This is a genomic window from Streptomyces sp. WMMB303 (genome assembly GCF_029351045.1).
Classification (GTDB): domain Bacteria; phylum Actinomycetota; class Actinomycetes; order Streptomycetales; family Streptomycetaceae; genus Streptomyces.
This window is the reverse complement of sequence record NZ_JARKIN010000001.1, coordinates 3761594-3774530: the sequence shown is the minus strand read 5'-3', so window position 1 is coordinate 3774530 and position 12937 is coordinate 3761594. Positions and strand designations below refer to the sequence as shown.

General features: G+C 73.0%; 10 protein-coding genes and 1 pseudogene. 3 read left to right on the top strand and 8 right to left on the bottom strand.

Annotation, left to right across the window (positions count from 1 at the left end):
* Positions 1 to 30: 30 nt before the first annotated feature.
* Both P2424_RS16780 and P2424_RS16775 read right to left on the bottom strand, forming a co-directional pair.
* Positions 31 to 648, bottom strand: coding sequence for a hypothetical protein (locus tag P2424_RS16780; RefSeq protein WP_276476542.1), 618 nt, complete (start codon positions 646 to 648; stop codon positions 31 to 33).
* Positions 649 to 746: 98 nt separating this feature from the next.
* A complete protein-coding gene (locus P2424_RS16775) occupies positions 747 to 1340 on the bottom strand; it encodes a hypothetical protein (protein WP_276476541.1) in 594 nt (197 codons plus the stop codon).
* A 499-nt stretch (positions 1341 to 1839) separates the two neighbouring features.
* Here P2424_RS16775 and P2424_RS16770 point away from each other — a divergent pair, with 499 nt between their 5' ends.
* Positions 1840 to 3909: a SpoIIE family protein phosphatase gene (locus tag P2424_RS16770; RefSeq protein WP_276479004.1), complete on the top strand. Its 2070-nt coding sequence runs from the start codon at positions 1840 to 1842 to the stop codon at positions 3907 to 3909.
* A 72-nt stretch (positions 3910 to 3981) separates the two neighbouring features.
* Here P2424_RS16770 and P2424_RS16765 read toward each other — a convergent pair whose 3' ends face one another.
* The 5 genes and pseudogenes from P2424_RS16765 to P2424_RS16745 all read right to left on the bottom strand — a co-directional run bounded on the left by P2424_RS16765 (position 3982) and on the right by P2424_RS16745 (position 8515).
* A complete protein-coding gene (locus P2424_RS16765; RefSeq protein ID WP_276476540.1) occupies positions 3982 to 5157 on the bottom strand; it encodes an MFS transporter in 1176 nt (391 codons plus the stop codon).
* The gene (locus P2424_RS16760) at positions 5157 to 5774 is read right to left on the bottom strand and encodes a GNAT family N-acetyltransferase (RefSeq protein WP_276476539.1); all 618 of its coding nucleotides are present in this window, start codon (positions 5772 to 5774) and stop codon (positions 5157 to 5159) included. The genes P2424_RS16765 and P2424_RS16760 overlap by 1 nt, the downstream gene beginning before the upstream one ends.
* Positions 5775 to 5826: 52 nt before the next feature.
* Positions 5827 to 6096 (bottom strand): annotated as a pseudogene (locus tag P2424_RS16755) (type III PLP-dependent enzyme); the annotation flags it as partial.
* The gene (locus P2424_RS16750) at positions 6093 to 7415 is read right to left on the bottom strand and encodes a DUF6271 family protein (protein WP_276476538.1); all 1323 of its coding nucleotides are present in this window, start codon (positions 7413 to 7415) and stop codon (positions 6093 to 6095) included. The pseudogene P2424_RS16755 and the gene P2424_RS16750, both read right to left, overlap by 4 nt.
* On the bottom strand, positions 7397 to 8515 hold the full coding sequence (locus P2424_RS16745; RefSeq protein ID WP_276476537.1) for a phytanoyl-CoA dioxygenase family protein: 1119 nt from the start codon (positions 8513 to 8515) through the stop codon (positions 7397 to 7399). The genes P2424_RS16750 and P2424_RS16745 overlap by 19 nt, the downstream gene beginning before the upstream one ends.
* 530 nt (positions 8516 to 9045) lie before the next feature.
* Between P2424_RS16745 and P2424_RS16740 the strand changes: the two genes are divergently transcribed.
* A complete protein-coding gene (locus tag P2424_RS16740) occupies positions 9046 to 10629 on the top strand; it encodes a glycoside hydrolase family 3 N-terminal domain-containing protein (protein ID WP_276476536.1) in 1584 nt (527 codons plus the stop codon).
* A 111-nt stretch (positions 10630 to 10740) separates the two neighbouring features.
* On the opposite strand, the gene P2424_RS16735 is transcribed toward P2424_RS16740, so the two are convergent.
* Entirely contained in the window at positions 10741 to 11343 is a 603-nt protein-coding gene (locus tag P2424_RS16735; RefSeq protein ID WP_276476535.1) for a TetR family transcriptional regulator, read from the bottom strand.
* Positions 11344 to 11458: 115 nt separating this feature from the next.
* On the opposite strand from P2424_RS16735, the gene P2424_RS16730 reads away from it, so the two are divergent.
* Positions 11459 to 12928 (top strand): FAD-dependent monooxygenase, encoded by a 1470-nt coding sequence (locus P2424_RS16730; protein WP_276476534.1) that lies wholly within the window; start codon positions 11459 to 11461, stop codon positions 12926 to 12928.
* The last annotated feature ends 9 nt before the right edge of the window (positions 12929 to 12937 follow it).

The following is a 12937-nucleotide window of genomic DNA, read 5'->3' as shown; positions in this document are numbered from 1 at the left end:
TACCGGGGGACCGGTCGGGGGAGGCGCCGGTCAGCCGCAGTGCTGGGCCCGCTCGTCGTCGGTCATCTGGCGGGTGTGCTGGGTCTTGGTGCTGGGCGCGTCCGGTTTCGGGCCGGTGGCCTCGAAGGGGACGTACCAGATGTAGTGGCCGTGGAACCGGTCGGGGAAGTGCATCTCGTACTGCCCGCTGACGGTCTGCAGCTGCGCCTCGCGGGTGACCCAGCCGACCTCACCCGGCCGGACGTCGATGTTCGTCTGGTCCGTCTCGGTGTGGGAACTCTCCCAAGTGTGCTGGTAGTTCGTTTCGATGCTGACCTTGAACACCTCGGCGAAACCGTACTCCGCGCTCAGCGACACGCCCACGCTGTTGCTCTCACCGGTGGTGTCGGACCAGCCGACGGTCGAGCGCTGCAGGTCCTGGGTGCAGTTGAAGGCGCTGTCGCCGACCTGGTGCGACTCGCCCATCGAGTCGCGGGGCGGCCCGTCCGGATGGAAGACGCAGACGTCGGTGCCGTTGTCGCACTTGTCGAGCAGTTCACGGATGGTCGGCGGATTGTCGTCGGCCTGCGCCACGCCGGGGGCGAGTGCGGCGCTGCCCGCGGTCGCCAGGGCTGCGAGCAGGACGGACCATTTGACGCGCTGGTTCATGGGGCTTCTCCTCATGGATGGTGGGGGAGGGGCGGAAGAGCGCCGACGCCGTTGCGGGACCTGGCGGAGCGTGCTGGGCACCGCCCGTCGCCTCGGCGTCAGCTGAAGCCGATGGACTGGGTGCGGTCGTTCATGAATGAACCGATGTCCGCGGTGTTCTCCTTGAACGGTCCGTCCCGGTCGCCGCCGAGGTCGGGCTCGGGGTAGAGCCAGAGCCAGCAGTTGCCCCAGGGCTGCACCGAGGAGATGCGGTTCTTCCAGGCGTCCTGCAGGTCGTACTGGTAGTCGACCCAGCCGTCCTTCTCGCACAGGCTCTCGCCGGTGATGGTCAGCGAGTCACCGCCGAAGTCGACGTCGTCGAAGAAGGTGCCCTGGATGACGCCGTCGGCCTGCCGGTCGCTGTCCGCTGCCAGCGACCGGGCCCGGGCGCGGAACCCGCTGTCATGGGCCGCCGCGCGGGCGGAGGCGGGAGCGTTGTCGATGCGTCCGCCGCTCGCGTGCTCGACGGCCGCGGTGAAGTCGGCGAAACAGCGTTCGGCGCCGGTGTTCAGGTCGAGGGTGCAGTGCCGCGGCCCGCCTCCGCCGCTCGGCTGGGCGGCCTGGGCTGCCGGTGCCGTCACGGCGCCGGCCAGCAGTACGGAGGCTGCCAGGGTGACCGTGCGTCGAGTGCGGCGTCTCGGCCGGGAATACATGTGATCCTCCAACTGTTCGTGGGGCACGCCGTGTTGGCGTGGAACAGCAGTACGCGTGCTCACTGGTTCCCGGCTGAAACAGCAAGCCCGGTATTGCCCGGAAGTCACCGGAAGCAACAGGGGTGATTCCTCGGAGGTGCCCGGAATTGTGGGGCCCTGGGCAGGGCGCCCGGTTGGGCAGGCAGGGGAGGCCGGGCCGTCGAGCCGCCCTGCGGGAGCCCGGGGCCCGGGCCGGGTTCCTCACCCCCGCTCGGCTGCTGCGGACCAGCGGGTCGAACGCGCGTCCGCCTGATAGAGGGCGGGCCACCTGGCCGTCCGTCGGTGCGCCGCCACCGGAGCGCGGGCCCGGACCGGAACAATGTCAGGCGGCGGCCGGGTGCGCACAGCGTGCCGCACCGGCTGTCCCTGGCTACCTGCGTCCAGTTCCGGGAGCGGCGTGAGCGATACGGTGCGGTCCGCTGGATCCGACGAATCCGGCTGGGGGCGGCTGGACGCGGTGATGTCCGAGGCGATGGCTGCCACCGGCGCCTCGATGGGGTTGCTGTACCTGCTGCCGCCCGGTGAGCGGGTGCTCCGGCTCGCCGTGGTGGTCGGGGTCTCCCGACGGATCGCCGCGCCGTGGGCCCGGGTGCCGCTGGAGGCCCCGATCCCGGTGGCGGTCGCGATGCGTCAGCGGCGGATCGTGTGGCTCGCCAGCCAGGAGGAGATGGCCCGCCGCTATCCGAGAGTCGGCCTGGTGCTGCCCTACGATTTCCGGCTGGCCGCCGCGCCCATCCTCACCTCCGGGTCGGCGCGCGGCGGCATCGTGCTGCTGTGGCCGTCCGCCCACCCGACGCGGCTGAGCACCCACGAACGCCATGTCATCGGCGCCAGCTGCCGCAGCGCGAGCCGCGTCCTGCGGCAGGCAGCCGACAGCGGCCGTCCGCTGCTGCCCCAGGACGAACCCCGGCTGCTCGAGCCGGGACCGCCGCGCGAACCCGGACCCGACGAGGCGGCGGCCGCCTTCGCGTTCCTCGAACGCTTCCCGGACGGCTGCTGCTCGCTGAACGTGGAGGGCCGGATCGTCTTCCTCAACCCGGGGGCCGCAGCGCTGGTGGGCGCCGATGCGGAGGCGCTGCTGGGCACGCGCCCCTGGGAGTCGCTGCCCTGGCTGCACGACCCGGTGTTCGAGGACCGGTACCGGGCCGCGGTGATCGCCCGGCAGCCCACGACCTTCACCGCGCGGCGTCCCCCCGACACCTGGCTCTCCTTCCGGCTGTTCCCCGGCCAGGGCGGGGTGAGCGTGCACATCACACCCGCCGCCACCGAGCAGGCCCTCCAACCGCCGGACCGAGGCCCGGCCGAGACCGGTCCGCCGGGCGGCGCCACCGCCCTCTACCACCTCACCCATCTGGCCGCCGTGCTCAGTGAGGCAGTGGGCGTCACCGATGTCGTGGAACTCGTCGCCGATCAGCTCGTGCCCGCATTCGGCCCGGGCGCCATGGCCCTGATGTCGGCCGAGGAGGGGCGCCTCCACATCGTCGGGCACCGAGGCTTCCCGGCCGAGGCGATGGAGCGTTCGGATGCGGTGCCGCTCTCCTCCGGAGCGCCCGCGGCACGCGCTCTGGCCTCCGGCGTCCCGGCCTTCTTCGCGAGCGCCGCCGACCTGGAGCGGACCCACGCCCACACCACCCAGCAGGACGGGATGGCCGCCTGGGCGTTTCTGCCGCTGACCGCGTCCGGCAGCCCCATCGGCACCCTTGTACTCGCCTACGACCAGCCCCATCCCTTCACCTCTCCGGAGCGTGCCCTCTTCACCTCCCTGGCCGGCCTGATCGCCCAGGCGCTCGACCGTGCCCGGCTCTACGACACCCAGCGGCGCCTGGCCCACAGCCTGCAGACGGGGCTCCTGCCGCACAGCCTGGCCCACATCCCGTCGCTGGAGGTCGCCGCCCGCTATCTGCCCGCCGGGCGCGGAATGGACATCGGGGGCGACTTCTACGACCTCGTCCGCTGCGGCCCCGACAGCGCCGCGGCCGCCATCGGCGACGTCCAGGGACACAACACCACGGCGGCCGCGCTGATGGGACAGGTGCGCACGGCCGTCCACACCCACGCGACCGCCGGTGCGCCGCCGGGTGAGATCCTCGCCCGCACCAACCGGCTCCTCATCGACCTGGACACCGGCTTGTTCACCAGTTGCCTGTACGCGCACCTCGACCTGGCGCGGAACGAGGTCAGCCTGGCCACGGCGGGACATCCGCCGCCCCTGCTGCGCCACCCGGACGGCCGTACCGAGATCCTCGACCTGCCGCCCGGACTGCTGCTCGGCATCGAGCCGGACAGCGCGTACCCCACGATCCGTGTCCCGCTCGAACCGGGCTCCGTCCTGGCTCTCTACACCGACGGGCTCGTCGAGATCCCGGGGGCGGACATCGGAGCGTGCACCGCCGCACTGGCCCGCAGGCTCGCCGAGGCCACCGAGTCCGACCTCGACGCCCTCGCCGACGCTCTCGCCGACCCCTCGGCGCGGCAGGTACCGGGCACCGACGACATCGCGCTGCTCCTGCTGCGTCCCACGGGCGGGTAGCGCGGTGGGTACGGCTCCGGCGCCCGGGGCGCCGCCGGGGCCGCGTGGGCCGCGCGTCCGGTACGGCGGGATTCAGCCGGTCGTGGCGGTCACCTGCGGGGTCCACCGGATCCGGGTGCTGCACAGCGACACCACCAGAGCCGAGGCGGCGACGGTCGCCATGCCCCAGGTCAGACTGCTCGCGCTCGCGATGAAGCCGATCAGGGGCGGCCCGGCCAGTAGCCCGGTCGTCCCCATGGCGGCGACGAGCGTCAGCGCGTCCGAGCCCTCCCTGGCCGCGGCCGCGTACACGCAGGGGGTGACCGCGGCGATGCCCAGGCCCACGCAGGCGAAGCCCGCCAGGGCCGGTACCACGCCACCGGCCGCCAGGGCGCAGGTGAGCCCGGCACCCGCCAGGACGCTGCCCAGGAGGACGACCCGCCGGTCGCCCCAGCGATTGCGCCAGCCGTCCGCGAACAGCCGCGCCAAGACCATCATCCCCGAGACCACGGCGATCCCCAGTGGCGCGGTCTCCGCCGCCGCCTCCGCGACATCCCGCAGGTAGAGCGTGGACCAGTCGTTCATGGCTCCTTCGGCGACGGTCCCGAACACCATGGCGCAGCACATCCACAGCGTCACCCGGGACGGCAGCGCCCACCGGCCGCGGCCGGGCTTCTCCGCCTCCGGGGTGCTGCCGCCGTCCGCCGGCAACCCGGTCCGCGCGTATCCGCCCAGCAGCAGGAGGACGGCCGCCGCGGCAACGAAGTGCGTGCCCACCGACGGGGTCAGCGCGGTCATGGTCGAGGCGAGCAGGGCCGCCAGCAGCGACCCGCCGCTGAAGACCGCGTGCAGCCGCGCCATGGCGGTGCGCTCGAAACGCTCCTCCAGCGCCGCCCCCTGCGCGTTCATCGCGACGTTGAGGCACCCGACGAGGACCCCGTCGACGCACAGCACCAGCAGCGCGGACGGGTAGTCGGGCGCCGCCGCCAGCGCTGCCAGCAGCAGGGTCAGGCACAACTGGGAGAGCAGCGCGAGCCGCTGCGATCCCAGCCGCCTCATCAGCACGGCCACCAGGGGGAAGGACACCGCGGCACCGATCCCGGCGGCCATCAGGAGCATGCCGACCTGGGCGGCGGTCAGGTCGAGTTCGCTCTTGAGCGCCGGTATCCGCGCGGCCCAGGTGGCGTACTGGAATCCCAGGGAGCAGAACAGCGCCGCGATCGCCGTCTGGGCCCGGAGGAACGAACCGTCTGCGGTGGACCTGTGCATCAACTCACCTCGTGGTGCATCGCCGGGCCGCGCGATGCGCTCCGCCGAACGGACGGGGCGCCGGGAGCGCGGACCGGCTTGGACATGTACACCGCGCCGGCGCCGTATCCGCTCCCTGCGGGAACGATGCGCGGATGCGGTACGAACCCCCGCGCCGACCAGAACCCTTCGCTGCCGCCGACGGAGACCAGCGAGATGCGTTCGTCCCCGCGTGCCCGGGCGAGCCGCCCGAGATGGCGCAGGAGGTGTTGCGCCAGACCTCTGCGGCGCAGCGGCCCGGCGACGACGATGTCGTGCAGATGGAGGTTGCCCTCCGCCGACGGGACGGAGCACGACGTCTCCGCCGCCCGCTCCAGGCCGGGATAGCGGAAGGCGGGGTAGGGCAGCGCCAGCACATAGCCGACGGTCCGCGGGCCGAGATCCAGCGTGAAGCAGGTGGCCGGCGAGGCGCTCGCCCGCGTCTGCAGCGCGGCCCGCCCCTCGCAGAGGCCGATGCCGCCGTAGGCGTCCCGTTCCAGTGCCGCGATGACGTCCCAGTCGCCGTCCACGATGGGGCGGATGCGGACGGCGGCCTCGCGGCGCCCCGGCTCGGCCATCGAGCGCACCGGCTCAGCCATCGAGCACCCCCGTGGCGACGGGGGCGCTCGACGGCGCCGGCCGCGGCCCGGTCGGTCCGGCGGCGTCGACCCCCGCGCCCCTGCGTGCCAGTACGGTCGGCACCTCGTCCACCGGACACGCCTTCATCGCGAACCGGACCCGGACGCCGGGCAGTTCCCGGCACAGCGCGTCGTAGCCGCGCTCGATGCCCGCCAGGTCGAAGACGATCCGGTCGGTGTCCGCCGCGGCGAGCGCCGCGGTGAGCGCAGCGGCCGGGTGCGCACCGGGAGCGACGGCGGCCGGGAGGTGCGGCCCGGGCCGAACCGGGGTGCCCGTGTTCATCGGCGGCTCACCTCCGGCTCACTGAGCACCGGGGTGTGCCGGGCGGCGGCCACCAGTTCCCCCCAAGCCTCGGTCAGCAGCGCGAAGTCCGCGATGTCGCCGCGCGCCTCGTCCAGCAGCTGCTCCCGGTCGGCGCCCAACCGGTCGGCGAAGGTGGCGTAGCGGCCGCCCAGCCTGCGGTAGGAGGTCTCGAGTGTGTCGAGCCGCTGGACGTTCTCCCGCTGGTCCAGTGCGGTGCTCCGACCGATGAGTTCGGCGACCGCGGCGCCGCGTACCTGCCCGGTGCTGTCGAGCAGTGTGTCCCCCGCGCGGGCCATCGCCTCGTAGAGGGAGTGGAAGTAGAGCATCGACAGCAGGAACTTGGCGAAGCGCCGCTGGTAGGCGAGAAAGCCCTGGTCCGTGCGCCGTTCGGTGGTGTGATAGTTGATGATGTTCCGGTTGTGCAGCACACCGGGCAGCTCGGCGTGACGGACGAGGTGAAGCAGGAAGTAGTCGCTGCCGATGGTGTCCCGGGCCGGCGGCAGCGGCACCCTTTCGTGCACGCCGTGGAAGCTGACATTGCACATGTCCACCCGCATCGGGTCCACCAGCGTCAGCAGTGAGTGGTCCCGTTCGAAGGGCCGGGTGCCGGCGCCCAGGAACGACTCCCGGACCAGCTCCCGCTTCTGCCGCGCGGACCAGTGCGCCGGCGCCCACAGGCTGACGACCTCGTGGTGGATCTCCGGGGCGGTGCTCGGCATGTCGCCGAGGTCCACCGACGGCGCCCCGATGAACGAGCCGCCCACCAGGGCGATCCGCTTTCCGGTGTGCTCCGCCGGGAGCGTGGTCTCCGCCACGTGCGCCGCCGCGTGACCGGCCCGCCGGCCCAGCGACATCAGCTCCTGGTGCACGGGGAAGACGGGGGAGCCGTTCACGGTCTGGTACCGGCTGTCGGAGTCCCTGCGGTGCACCGACTCGCAGCCGAGTGCGGCGGCGAGCAGGAAGGCGCGGTCGGTGCAGGCACCGTAGGAGAGGGCGTCGGGCAGCAGCAGTTCGCGCAGCAGTGCGGGCTCTGCGTGCCCGCTGCGCTCGGTCAGCCGCCGGAGGAAGTCGGCCTGCCGGGCCTCGTCCAGGTGGTGGACGGTGACTCCGGGCGAGGGCGGCAGGTCCCGTACGGCCGCGGCGTGCTCGGCGTACCCGGCTGCGGAGCAGGAGTCGAGGATCAGCAGCCGGACCTCGATGCCGAAGCGCGCGGCGGCGTAGCCGGCCTCCGCGCCGACGGCCGCGATCGTCGCGGTGCAGGGCCTGTTGGTGGGCAGGGTCAGACAGATACGGCGCATGTCTCTTCCCCGGTGGCTGCGGTGGTCTCGATGCCTTCGCTGGTGCCGGTGCCGGTGCCGGTGCCGGTGCCGGTGCCGCGTTCCGGACCGTGCCAGGACTCCAGCCCCAGCAGCCTGGCGCCCAGTCCGGTGAGCTCGGCGGGTCCGTACCGCAGGGACTCGTGCCGGTCCGGGTCGCCGACCAGGGTCGGGTTCCAGTCCGGGGTGCTCAACTGGCGCCAGGAGTCGGTCCGCGACGCCCGCAGGCCGCGGTGGCCCTCGAGCGCGGGCATCATCGACAGGTACTGGACCGCGCGCACCCCCTGTTCGGAGGTGTTGGGCGAGACTCCGTGCGCGAGCAGTCCGTTCCAGATCAGCAGGTCCCCGGCCGCCAGTTCGGGCCGCATCACGGGCATCTCCCGCCGGTCGACCGCGGGCCGGATCGGGTCGCGGTCCTCCGGCTGCAGGGCCTTCCAGCGGTCGAACTGCCGGAAGAGCTCGGGGCAGCACTGGAAGCCGCCCAGGGCCGGTTCGGTGTCGTTGAGCGCGATGATGCCCTGCACCCGCTGCGGCGGCACACCGAGCGAGGTGTCGATGTCCCAGTGGAGTTCGATGTCGAAACCCCGTTCCCGGTGCTCGATCAGAGACCGGTCACGGTTGCGGATGTTGGGCGGGTTGAGGTTGAGCCGGTCCAGGGTGACCCACAGCTCCTCGCAGTCCCACACGTCGACGAAGGCGTCGTACACCCGCTGGGTCTGACGGCTGTCCCAGATCAGCTGGTGGTGGTACGCCTCGACGAACCCGTAGATGTGCAGCTCCCGTTCCAGGTCGGAACGGAACGCGCGCTCCCCGTACCAGGTCTCCGGACGGCCGGGGTCGAGTCCTTGGAACTCCCAGGCGAAGTCCAGCAGGCGTCGTGCGGCGGTGGCGGGGATCGCCTGCTTGACCACGATGTACCCGTAGGTCTGCCAGAAGGTGAAGTCCTGCTCGGACAGCACCCGGAGGGGGCGGGTCTTGCGGAGTTCACGCAGCGGCGTCCGCGCCAGGTAGGTGTCGCCGTCCGCGCTGAAGTAGGGGATGTTCGATGCGGCTCGATGGAGGTATGGGTCCGACGTCGCCATGTGGTACTCCAGGTGCTCACTGCCGCTCCGGGAGGGCGGCGGCGGTCGTACGTCCGGTGGGTGTGCGGTGGCAGGTGACCGGGCGGGTGTCAGGGGTGCGGTTCGCGGCCGGATCGCGGCGCGGAGGGCGGGGCCGACGGGGCGCTCGGCGGCGGTCGCCGGTCGCGGCTTGCGGGCGTCCGCGGCCGTCCCCCGGTCACGGGCGGGTCACGTTGCGGCGGTCCGGAGGCGCAGCGGTGCGGGGCGCTCCGTCGCGAAACGGAACGCGTGCCACATGTGTCTCTCCTTTGGCTCGCGCCCCACCAAAGTTGGACTAGACCAAATCGAATGTCAACTCCCGCCGATCCGCCGCCCGGTGGTGGTACGGCGCTGTGCGGTGCCGGGGGGTGCGGCCCTCCGAAGTGCGGGGCACTCCTTGACGCGTGTGGTTAATCTGGGCGTACAGCGTTGGTCTATACCAAGATGATCGGCGGCGCGGAACTCATTCCCTGCCGTCGCCGACGTACCGGTCTCACCGAAAGGCGCGGTCGATGTCCGCCAAGAAGCACAGCAGCGCGTTGCGCCGACTCGCGCTCTCCGTCCTGCAACCGGGATTCGTCGGTACCGAGGCGCCCGACTGGATCCTGCGCGAGATCGGCGACGGGCTGGCATCCGTCGTGCTCTTCTCCCGCAACATCACCTCTCCGGACCAGGTCGCCCGGCTGACCGCCCGACTCCGCGCGGAGAACCCCGAACTCGTCGTCGCCATCGACGAGGAGGCGGGCGACGTCACCAGGATGGAATGGGCGACCGGCTCGACCCGGCCGGGCAACTTCGCCCTCGGCACCGTCGACGACCCGGAGCTGACCGAGGCCGTCGCCGCCGACCTGGGCCGCCAACTGCGCTCCGCCGGAGTGAGCCTGGACTACGCGCCCAGTGCGGACGTCAACTCCAACCCCGACAACCCCGTCATCGGGGTCCGGTCCTTCGGCGCGGCCCCCGAACTGGTCTCCCGCCACACCGCCGGGTGGATCCGCGGACTCCAGTCCTCCGGCGTGGCCGCCTGCGTCAAGCACTTCCCCGGGCACGGTGACGTCGCCGCCGACTCGCACCACGAGCTGCCCACCTACGGTGCCGACGCGGCCGAGATCGCCGCGCAGGCGCTGCCCCCGTTCCGGGCGGCGCTCCGGGCCGGTGTCCGCGCGGTCATGAGCGGTCATCTGCTGGTCCCCGCCTACGACTCCGAACTCCCGGCCACCCTCAGCCGGCCCGTGCTCGAAGGACTGCTGCGGCAGGAGCTGGGCTTCGACGGCCTGATCGTCAGCGACGCCATCGAAATGGGTGCCGTCACCCGGCGCTACGGGATCCAGGGAGCCACGGTGCGGGCCGTCGCGGCCGGGGTGGATGCCGTCTGCGTCGGCGGGGAGAGCGCCGAGGAGGCCACAGTCGGGCAGTTGGTCGACGCGCTGGCCGGTGCCGTCGCCGACGGTGGCCTGTCCGAGGAGCGGCTGGCTGAAGCTGCGGCCCGGGTCACGGAGTTCGCCGACTGGTCGACTCGGCTGCGTGCGGACCCGAGCGCCCGGGGAGCGGGTGGGGACATCGGCCATGTCGCCGCCCGCCGTGCCGTCCGGCTCGGTGGCGCGGCCGGGGAGAGCCTGCCCCTGCGCGCCGCGCCGCACGTGGTGGAGCTGGTGCCGGTCACCAACATGGCCGTCGGCACGCAGACCCCGTGGGGCGTCGCGGCTCCGCTGCAGGAGCGGCTTCCGGGGACGACGTCCGTGCGGGTGCGCGGCGACGAACTGCAGGAGCGCACCGTCACGCTGGACGGCTGCGCGCTGGCGCCCGCCGCGGGGCGACCGCTGGTCGTGGTGGTCCGGGACGCGGCGCGGCACGCGTGGATGAGCCGGGCGGCCGCCACGCTCACCGCCGCGCGCCCGGACGCGGTCGTGGTGGAGATGGGCCTGCCCGGTGCCACCGCCGAGGGCGCCGCGCAGATCTACACCCACGGCGCCAGCGCCGCCTCGGGAGTGGCCGCGGCCGAGGTGCTGGCAGGTGACCGGGGGCCGGTGGCCGGCCGGCCGGGTGGGGCGGCCTCCGGAGTCGCTGTCTCCGGGAGCGTGCCCGGAGCGGCCTGAGGGGCGGCGCCTCCCGGCATTCTCGAGGTCACCGCTCCGCTGCCCGCCGCCGGTCCGGGTACGGACGTGCCCGCCACGGACGGGCTCCGAAGGGGCCCGCCGGCGGCCGGCCTACGGGTGGGCCGCGGTCAGGTAGCGCTGCAGGGTGGGCCCCAGCCACGCCACGATCTCCTCCCGGTCCAGTGCCACGGCCGGTGGCAGCCGCAGCACGTAGCGGGTCAGCCCGAGGCCCAGCAGCTGGGAGGCCACCAGTGCGGCCCGTACCGGTGCCTGCTCCGGGTCGGGGTGGATCTGCCGGACGACGGGCAGGAGCTGTTCCTGGAAGATGCGCTGCATGCGCTGCGCGCCCGCCTCGTTGGTCGCGCCGACCCGGAGCAGCGCCGTGAGCTCTCCGTCGCCTTCCCAGATCCGGAGGAAGTGCGCCACCAGGGTGTGGCCGATGCGCTCGTGCGGCAGCGCGCCCGGATCCGGCAGATCGAGGTTCACCGCGACGGCGGCGGCGAACAGCCCCTCCTTGTTGCCGTAATAGCGCATCACCATCGACGGATCGATACCGGCGTCCCGGGCGATGGCGCGGATCGTCGCCCGCTCGTAGCCGTCGGCGGCGAAGCGTTCGCGGGCGGCTTCGAGGATGGCGGTGCGGGTCGTCGCGGAGCGCCGCGGGGCGTCGGGGGCGGCGGTGGGGGGCTTGGCTCGAGTCACGTCCACGAGCATATGTCAACGCTCGTTGGCCAACAAGCGTTGACGCTTCCTTTCGCGGCTCCTAGTGTTGCCGCTGTGGGGTCAACGAGCGTTGGCCGCGCCGTCGTCGGCAGTCCAGGAGGTCCTGATGAGCAGCACGACTGAATCCGGCACCACCCCCGGCGCCCGCCCGGTGATCGTCGTCGGCGCCGGTCACACCGGCCTGCTCCTCGCCGGTGACCTGGCCGCGGCGGGCGTCCCGGTGACCCTGCTGGAGAAGCGCGGCGCGGGGATCAGCAACCTCTCCCGCGCCTTCGTCCTGCACGCCCGCACCCTCGAACTTCTCGACGCGCGGGCGCTCGCCGACGACCTGGAGGCCGTCGGCCGGCCTCTGGAGCGGCTGCGCCTCTTCGGAAAGCTGACCATCCGACTGGGCACCCTTCCGAGCCGCTTCAACCACCTGTTGGTCCTGCCGCAGTACGAGGTCGAGAAGCTGCTGCACCGGCGCGCCGCGGACGCCGGCGTCGACTTCCGGTACGGGACCGAACTGACCGGTCTGACCCAGGACGCCGACGGCGTGGCCGTCCATGTACGCGGACCGGCCGCAGAATCCGGGACCCTCCGAGCCTCCTACGTGGTCGGCACCGACGGCATGCGCAGCGCCGTACGCGAGGCGGTCGGGCTGCCCTTTCCCGGCCGCTCCGTCATCAGCTCCGTCGTGCTGGCCGACGTGCGACTGGCCGAGCAGCCCGAATCCCTCCTCACCGTCAACGCCGTCGGTGACGCCTTCGCGTTCATCGCTCCGTTCGGTGACGGCTACCACCGCGTCATCGGATGGCACCGCGGCCGGGCCGTCCCCGATCGCGAGACGGTCACACTCGACGAGGTCAAGGAGGTCACCCGTCGTGCGTTCGGGCGGGACTTCGGGATGTACGATGCGCGTTGGATGTCCCGCTTCCACAGCGACGAGCGCCAGGCACCCGCCTACCGCGTCGGCCGGGTCTTCCTGGCCGGCGACGCCGCCCACGTCCACACTCCCGCCGGAGGCCAGGGCATGAACACCGGGCTGCAGGACGCCGCCAACCTCGGCTGGAAGCTCGCCAGGGTCGCGGCCGGGCACGCCGCCGACGCACTGCTCGACACGTACCACTCCGAACGGCACCCCGTCGGCACCTCCGTCCTGCGCAGCAGCGGCGGAATCATCCGGCTCGCCATGGCGAAGACTCCCTGGGCGCGTGCCGTGCGCGGTGCCCTGGCCACCGTCCTCGACACCGTCGGCCCGGCCCGCCGCGCGGTCACCGGACGGATCAGCGGTATCGCCTACCGCTATCCGGCACCACGCGGCTCCCACCGGCTCACCGGCCGCCGGGTCCCCGACGTGCGCCTCGCGGACGGCGGCCGGCTCTACGAGGCCCTGCGCGGCGGCCGGTTCGTCCTGATCGCCCCGAGAACGGAGACGCCCCCGGCTGCCGGGGAATCCGGCCCGCTGACCGTACGGCACTGGGCGAGCAGTCGTCGCACCGCGCTCCTGGTCCGCCCCGACGGGTACGCGGCGTGGGCCGCCGAGGCGCCCGGCCCCGACGCCGTCCGCGAGGCGCTCCAGGAGCAGCTGGGCTGAGGCGCCGGG

Coding starts and splice junctions, on each gene's coding strand:
- P2424_RS16760 (WP_276476539.1), bottom strand. CDS start 5,774: ATGGCTGAGCCGGTGCGCTCGATGGCCGAGCCGGGGCGCCGCGAGGCC.
- P2424_RS16775 (WP_276476541.1), bottom strand. CDS start 1,340: ATGTATTCCCGGCCGAGACGCCGCACTCGACGCACGGTCACCCTGGCA.
- P2424_RS16740 (WP_276476536.1), top strand. CDS start 9,046: ATGTCCGCCAAGAAGCACAGCAGCGCGTTGCGCCGACTCGCGCTCTCC.
- P2424_RS16750 (WP_276476538.1), bottom strand. CDS start 7,415: ATGCGCCGTATCTGTCTGACCCTGCCCACCAACAGGCCCTGCACCGCG.
- P2424_RS16770 (WP_276479004.1), top strand. CDS start 1,840: ATGTCCGAGGCGATGGCTGCCACCGGCGCCTCGATGGGGTTGCTGTAC.
- P2424_RS16780 (WP_276476542.1), bottom strand. CDS start 648: ATGAACCAGCGCGTCAAATGGTCCGTCCTGCTCGCAGCCCTGGCGACC.
- P2424_RS16730 (WP_276476534.1), top strand. CDS start 11,459: ATGAGCAGCACGACTGAATCCGGCACCACCCCCGGCGCCCGCCCGGTG.
- P2424_RS16765 (WP_276476540.1), bottom strand. CDS start 5,157: ATGCACAGGTCCACCGCAGACGGTTCGTTCCTCCGGGCCCAGACGGCG.
- P2424_RS16745 (WP_276476537.1), bottom strand. CDS start 8,515: ATGGCGACGTCGGACCCATACCTCCATCGAGCCGCATCGAACATCCCC.
- P2424_RS16735 (WP_276476535.1), bottom strand. CDS start 11,343: ATGCTCGTGGACGTGACTCGAGCCAAGCCCCCCACCGCCGCCCCCGAC.